Source organism: Moraxella bovis (genome assembly GCF_002014975.1).
Taxonomy (GTDB): domain Bacteria; phylum Pseudomonadota; class Gammaproteobacteria; order Pseudomonadales; family Moraxellaceae; genus Moraxella; species Moraxella bovis.
The window spans coordinates 1-5,499 of the sequence record NZ_MUXV01000068.1 but is presented as its reverse complement, the minus strand read 5'-3'; the positions used below and the strand labels follow the sequence as shown (position 1 = coordinate 5,499).

Sequence of the window (5,499 nt, the reverse complement as noted above, 5' to 3'; positions counted from 1 at the left end):
AGTTGGTTTGATAATTCAAGCTTCTTGAATAAGAATGGTATCATCAAAATGGATTTGTTGTTTGGTCATTTGTGATAAAGCTTGACCCAATGATAGTGTAGGTGTGGCTATCTGCAGTCCTTGACTACACTCAAAAGATAAGGCTATACCATTATCGGTTAAAGATTGCGGATTGGTTTCATCTGAATCTATACGCAACTTTAATGAGACTTGACTAACACCAACAGAATTGGTCGGGGCAAATAGGGTTAGCCAAGTAGGGGTATAGTTTGGATTGTCTATATTATCCAATTCTTTTATGGATTGCGTTTTAAATTTGCGATATTCGCCAATTAAGTTTTTAATATCCAACCCTTGAAATAATCGCTGTTTTTTGCTATTAACCTCAACCAAAGGATAAATATACTCATCTCTTAACCAATCAAACCCATACCTCCCTTGATAATCATCAGGTCTTCTAAAATGCACGGTAAAGTTTGGCAAGTTATCGTTAGCCTTGGTGCTGGTTAGATTGTTTTGTAATTTTGCTTGGCGATACTGTGCTTGTGCTTGGCGATATTGGGCAAGTCTATTATCATCAATAATCTCTTTAAAACTTGTCTGTGAATGCACAAGTTTTGGTGGTGGAGTGCATTTGCATAGACACAAATCATCATTTAAAGCAGGCATTGCTCCACCCAAAGAAAAAGACAATCTTGGACCTGTTGGTACAATTTTGCCCATTGATTGACAAGCAGAACACCAGACATCATCGCCGATACAGCTTTGCTTTTTGCCATCTACATTAAAGACAATGGGATTGGTGGTTGTCTGGACGATACCGCCTGCTGTGGTGGTGTCGTTTTCTAGGATGTAGTAACGGGTTAGGGGCATGGGATGTCTTCATGTTGAGTGTGTCTATCAATGGTAAGTTTAAATTCATTATCAACAACGGTCAATGTCATGTTTCTTATGGGACTAGGATTGCCGATAGATAAAAGTATCTCATGACTTATCATGGGCAGGATGTGATTGGTGATGATGGCATCAATCATACGACCGCCTGACTCTATTTCTTGACAGCGGTTGGCGATGAGGGTGATGACGGCATCATCATGGCTTAATGTGATGTTATGATTATCCTGCATGCGTTTGATGACTTTGTTTAGTTGCAGGGTGATGATGTGTGACATCATCTCGTGATTGAGTGGGTAGTAGGGAATGTTTTGGATTCTACCCAAAAGTGCCGCCGGAAAAGTCTGCAATAGAGGCTCTCTTAATGCCGTAGCCAGTCCTTCTATATCGGGTTTTAGAAGCTCGTCTTGACATAAAGTTAGGGTAAGCTCTGAGCCGACATTGGTGGTTAGGATGATGATGGTGTTTTTGAAGTCAATATAGCGACCCTCGCCATCTTCCATAAATCCTTTATCAAAGACCTGAAAGAAAATCTCATAAACATCGGGATGAGCCTTTTCTATCTCATCTAGCAGGACAACACTATAAGGACGTCTGCGAACGGCTTCAGTCAGTACGCCACCTTCACCATAGCCGACATATCCTGGAGGGGCACCTTTAAGCGTGGAGACGGTATGAGGTTCTTGGTATTCACTCATGTTGATGGTAATGAGGTTTTGTTCACCGCCATACATGATGTCTGCCAGTGCGAGGGCGGTTTCGGTTTTGCCCACGCCAGAGGGTCCTGTTAGCATAAAGACGCCAATCGGTTTGTTGGGGTTGTCTAGATTGGCTCTGGCGGTCTGTATGCGTTTGGCTATCATATCAGTTGCATGAGGCTGACCGATGATTCGTTGGTTGAGCGTTTCTGATAAATGAAGGATTTTTTGCACTTCATCATCCATCATTTTTCCAATGGGAATGCCTGTCCATTCAGCAATGATTTGAGCGATGAGATGAGAATCTACCACAGGATGAACCAATGTCTCTTGTTTTTGTATGGTCTGAAGTTTTGTGATAAGTGCTTGTTGCTCTGCCTTGAGGGCTTTTATTTCTTCTGGTTTATCATCATCCGATGAGGTTATGGATGCTCTGATTGCATGAAGTGCCTCGACAAGTTGTTTTTGGTCTTGATATTGTGCATTGATAACATCCAACTCTGACTGTATGGCTTGGATTTGTTGCTGTTTTTGTGCAATGACATCGCCATCGGTTAGGTAGCCTGATTCTTGTTGTTTTTGAAGCTGGTGAATCTGCTGTTCGATGGATTTTATGCTTTCTTCTTTGGTGGTGATAGACAGGGGGGTGCTGTTTAAGCTGACGGCAACCCTAGCACAAGCGGTATCAAGAATGCTAATAGCTTTGTCTGGCAATTGTCGTGCAGGAATATAGCGAGCTGAGAATTTGACAGCAGTTTGCACGGCATCTTCTAAGATGAGTACCTGATGATGGGATTCTAGTCTGTCCACCAAGCCCCTTAGCATATCAGTTGCCACTTTTTGGTTGGGTTCTGGCACTTGAATGACTTGAAATCTTCGGGTAAGTGCGGGGTCTTTTTCAAAATATTTTTTGTATTCTGACCATGTGGTTGCACCAATGGTGCGAAGCTCGCCTCTTGCCAAAGCGGGTTTTAAAAGATTGGCGGCATCGCCTGTACCTGCAGCACCGCCAGCACCCACTAATGTATGAATCTCATCAATGAACAAGATGATAGGCTTGGGACTTTGGTGGACTTCTTTGATAACTGCTTTTAGGCGATTTTCAAACTCACCAGAGACACTTGCTCCTGCCTTGAGTGCACCGATATCAAGTAAGATGATTTCAACTTCTCTTAGGTGGTTTGGCACATCGCCTTGAGCAATTTTTAGAGCAAGACCTTCAACGACAGCAGTCTTTCCTACACCAGCCTCACCAGTCAATAATGGGTTGTTCTGCTTTTTGCGAGAGAGTATATCCACCATTTGGCGGATTTCGTTATCCCTGCCTGTAACGGGGTCTAACTTCTCTTGTCGTGCCTGCTCGGTAAGATTGGTGCCAAAACGTGCCAAGGCAGATTGCCCCGTTGGGTCACTGGGTGACAAGGAGACTTCCTGAGCTGTGGGTTTTTCAATGGAATGTTGGCATATTTGGTTGTAGTCGTCATACAGCTTTTGAGTATTGATTTTGCCAAATTCGGAACTGATTCTAAGAAGTTGGTGTTTAAACTGGTTGGATTCTAACAGTGTGTAAATAAGATGACCTGTGGTGATGCGTGTTTGATTAAAGTTTATGGAGACGTACAGCCATGACTCTTCAATGAGTGTCATGACGTCATCAGAGAAGTCACTGACCTGTTCATAGCCTGTTTTTAGGGTTTTTAAGTGGTTTGCAATGTCGCTTATTAGATAGTCGTGATTTAGTTCAAAATGACCCTCTATGAATCGTAAATCCGTATCGTCCATTTGTAATATTTGATATATCCAATGGGAGAGTTCAACATACCTATTTTCACGCAACTTGGCAAACATAAAAGCACTTTCAAGGCTCTTATATAGTGATGTATTTAGTTTGGCAAATAAAGCAGAGCGGTTGATTTGAGACATATCGGTTCCTTGTTTGGTGGCTTAAAAGCAATATCATAACAAAATATCTCACCAAAAGTCCACAACCAAATCATAATTGTGGTGGAAGCAAATGATGGATGTTTGGTGTCATTGAACTTCTGCCAGTACGGAGGATGTGCCATTGCCATTTAAAGAATAGATAAGGCATACACTACTTTAAAATTACATCTTTTTATAGGATGATAATGAGTGTTAATACCCCTTAAAGAAAAATATTTCCCATCATGCTCTAAAAAAACAGAGATATACCCATCAACAACAAGCTCTAACTGACCTAAATATCTTTTATACAGTTCGTCTAATATTTCTTGGGATTTTTGATGGTCTTGAACAACCAAATTAATGGTTTCTATCATTGCCATTTTGTCATGATTGGTTAAATTGTGTTTTTTGGTATTTTCATCATCTGACGAGAGATATGTTAAACGGTAAACCACTTCATTATTTCTATCAATACTAAGATAACTATTTAATTCCTTAAAATGCATAATATGACTAATACCTTCTTTTACAACCCAACGACTTAGATCGTCTGTATGTTTATCCAAAGATACTTCAAAACGAGATAAAAACTCATCAAAAGACATCAGTTTAACTTTTCTGTCATAGGGATGCCTATGTATACAGGTGGAGGCGGTATATAGTCATATTCAAATGTATGCTTAGGAGTGCAATGTTTTTCGCTATAATAATCTGCTGACTCATAAGGTGGTGCCGAAAAGGCAGTTGTATGGATAAGAGCAAATAGCGTGGCGATAAAGTATTTCATGATGACTCCTTGGTCTTTGGGGGCGGTGAGGCTTCTGCCAGTAAAGAGGATGTTCCATTGCCTGAATTTATTTATTCAATGTAAATTCCATATAAATAGCTACCATTACATTGTTCTAGTGGGTGAAATGCAATTTTTGTACCACTCATAGAAAAATACATTCCATCATACTCCAAAAAAGCCATAACACTACCTTGTTCTATCATACTTATTTGCCCTATATATCTCTCATAAAGTTCTTCAAGTAATTCGCTGGATTTTTCTTTGTCGTCGATAAATATATTGATAACTTCTAGCATAGCTAACATTTCATTATTATTTATATGATAACCTTTTTTGAGTATATTTTTTAAATCTAGTGTTGAGTAAGAGACATTGTAAATATCACGGTTGTCTCTGATTATTTTTAAAATGCCATTTAATTCATTCAGTACGAGAGAATTATCAATCCCCTCTCTTTCTGCCCAACGACTTCTATCTGATATGTATTCTCCCAATGAAACCTCTAATGAATTCATAAATTTATCGTAAGAAATGAGTTTTTTATTTCTGTTAAGGGGTATGCCAACATATGGCTCATGTTGATGTATTACCTCTTGTGACTGCTGTGTATTTTTATTAACATCTATCAACTGACATGTTATAGGGTCATAATACTCAGCTGGTAGATAGGGCTTAGCATAAACTGAATTTAATAGTGCAAAAAGTGCAACAAATGATAAATACTTCATTGTAATTCCTTATTCTTTGGGGATGGTTAGGCTTCTGTCGGCACGGAGGATGTTCCATTGCCATTTAAAGAATGGTTAAGGCATATATTTCTTGAAAGTTACATCTTTCTATGGGATGATAATGAGTGTTAATACCCCTTAAAGAAAAATATTTCCCATCATGCTCTAAAAAAACAGAGATATACCCATCAACAACAAGCTCTAACTGACCTAAATATCTTTTATACAGTTCGTCTAATATTTCTTGGGATTTTTGATGGTCTTGAACAACCAAATTAATGGTTTCTATCATTGCCATTTTGTCATGATTGGTTAAATTGTGTTTTTTGGTATTTTCATCATCTGACGAGAGATATGTTAAACGGTAAACCACTTCATTATTTCTATCAATACTAAGATAACTATTTAATTCCTTAAAATGCATAATATGACTAATACCTTCTTTTACAACCCAACGACTTAG

Annotated in this window: 6 protein-coding genes; all 6 read right to left on the bottom strand. The window is 39.0% G+C overall.

Annotation, left to right across the window (positions count from 1 at the left end; translation table 11 throughout):
• Positions 1 to 15: 15 nt before the first annotated feature.
• Entirely contained in the window at positions 16 to 873 is an 858-nt protein-coding gene (locus tag B0182_RS14665) for a PAAR domain-containing protein (protein ID WP_208624052.1), read from the bottom strand.
• Positions 864 to 3,515, bottom strand: a complete 2,652-nt coding sequence (gene tssH, locus B0182_RS12755; protein WP_078275279.1) for a type VI secretion system ATPase TssH — start codon at positions 3,513 to 3,515, stop codon at positions 864 to 866. The genes B0182_RS14665 and tssH overlap by 10 nt, the downstream gene beginning before the upstream one ends.
• A 149-nt stretch (positions 3,516 to 3,664) precedes the next feature.
• The gene (locus tag B0182_RS12750; protein ID WP_078275278.1) at positions 3,665 to 4,123 is read right to left on the bottom strand and encodes a hypothetical protein; all 459 of its coding nucleotides are present in this window, start codon (positions 4,121 to 4,123) and stop codon (positions 3,665 to 3,667) included.
• Positions 4,123 to 4,305, bottom strand: a complete 183-nt coding sequence (locus B0182_RS12745) for a hypothetical protein (protein ID WP_078275277.1) — start codon at positions 4,303 to 4,305, stop codon at positions 4,123 to 4,125. Before B0182_RS12745 ends, B0182_RS12750 begins: the two co-directional genes overlap by 1 nt.
• Positions 4,306 to 4,376: 71 nt before the next feature.
• Positions 4,377 to 5,036: a hypothetical protein gene (locus tag B0182_RS12740; RefSeq protein WP_078275276.1), complete on the bottom strand. Its 660-nt coding sequence runs from the start codon at positions 5,034 to 5,036 to the stop codon at positions 4,377 to 4,379.
• A 64-nt stretch (positions 5,037 to 5,100) separates the two neighbouring features.
• Positions 5,101 to 5,499, bottom strand: a 399-nt coding sequence (locus tag B0182_RS14440; protein ID WP_158079713.1) for a hypothetical protein, incomplete at its 5' end; no start/stop codon positions are given.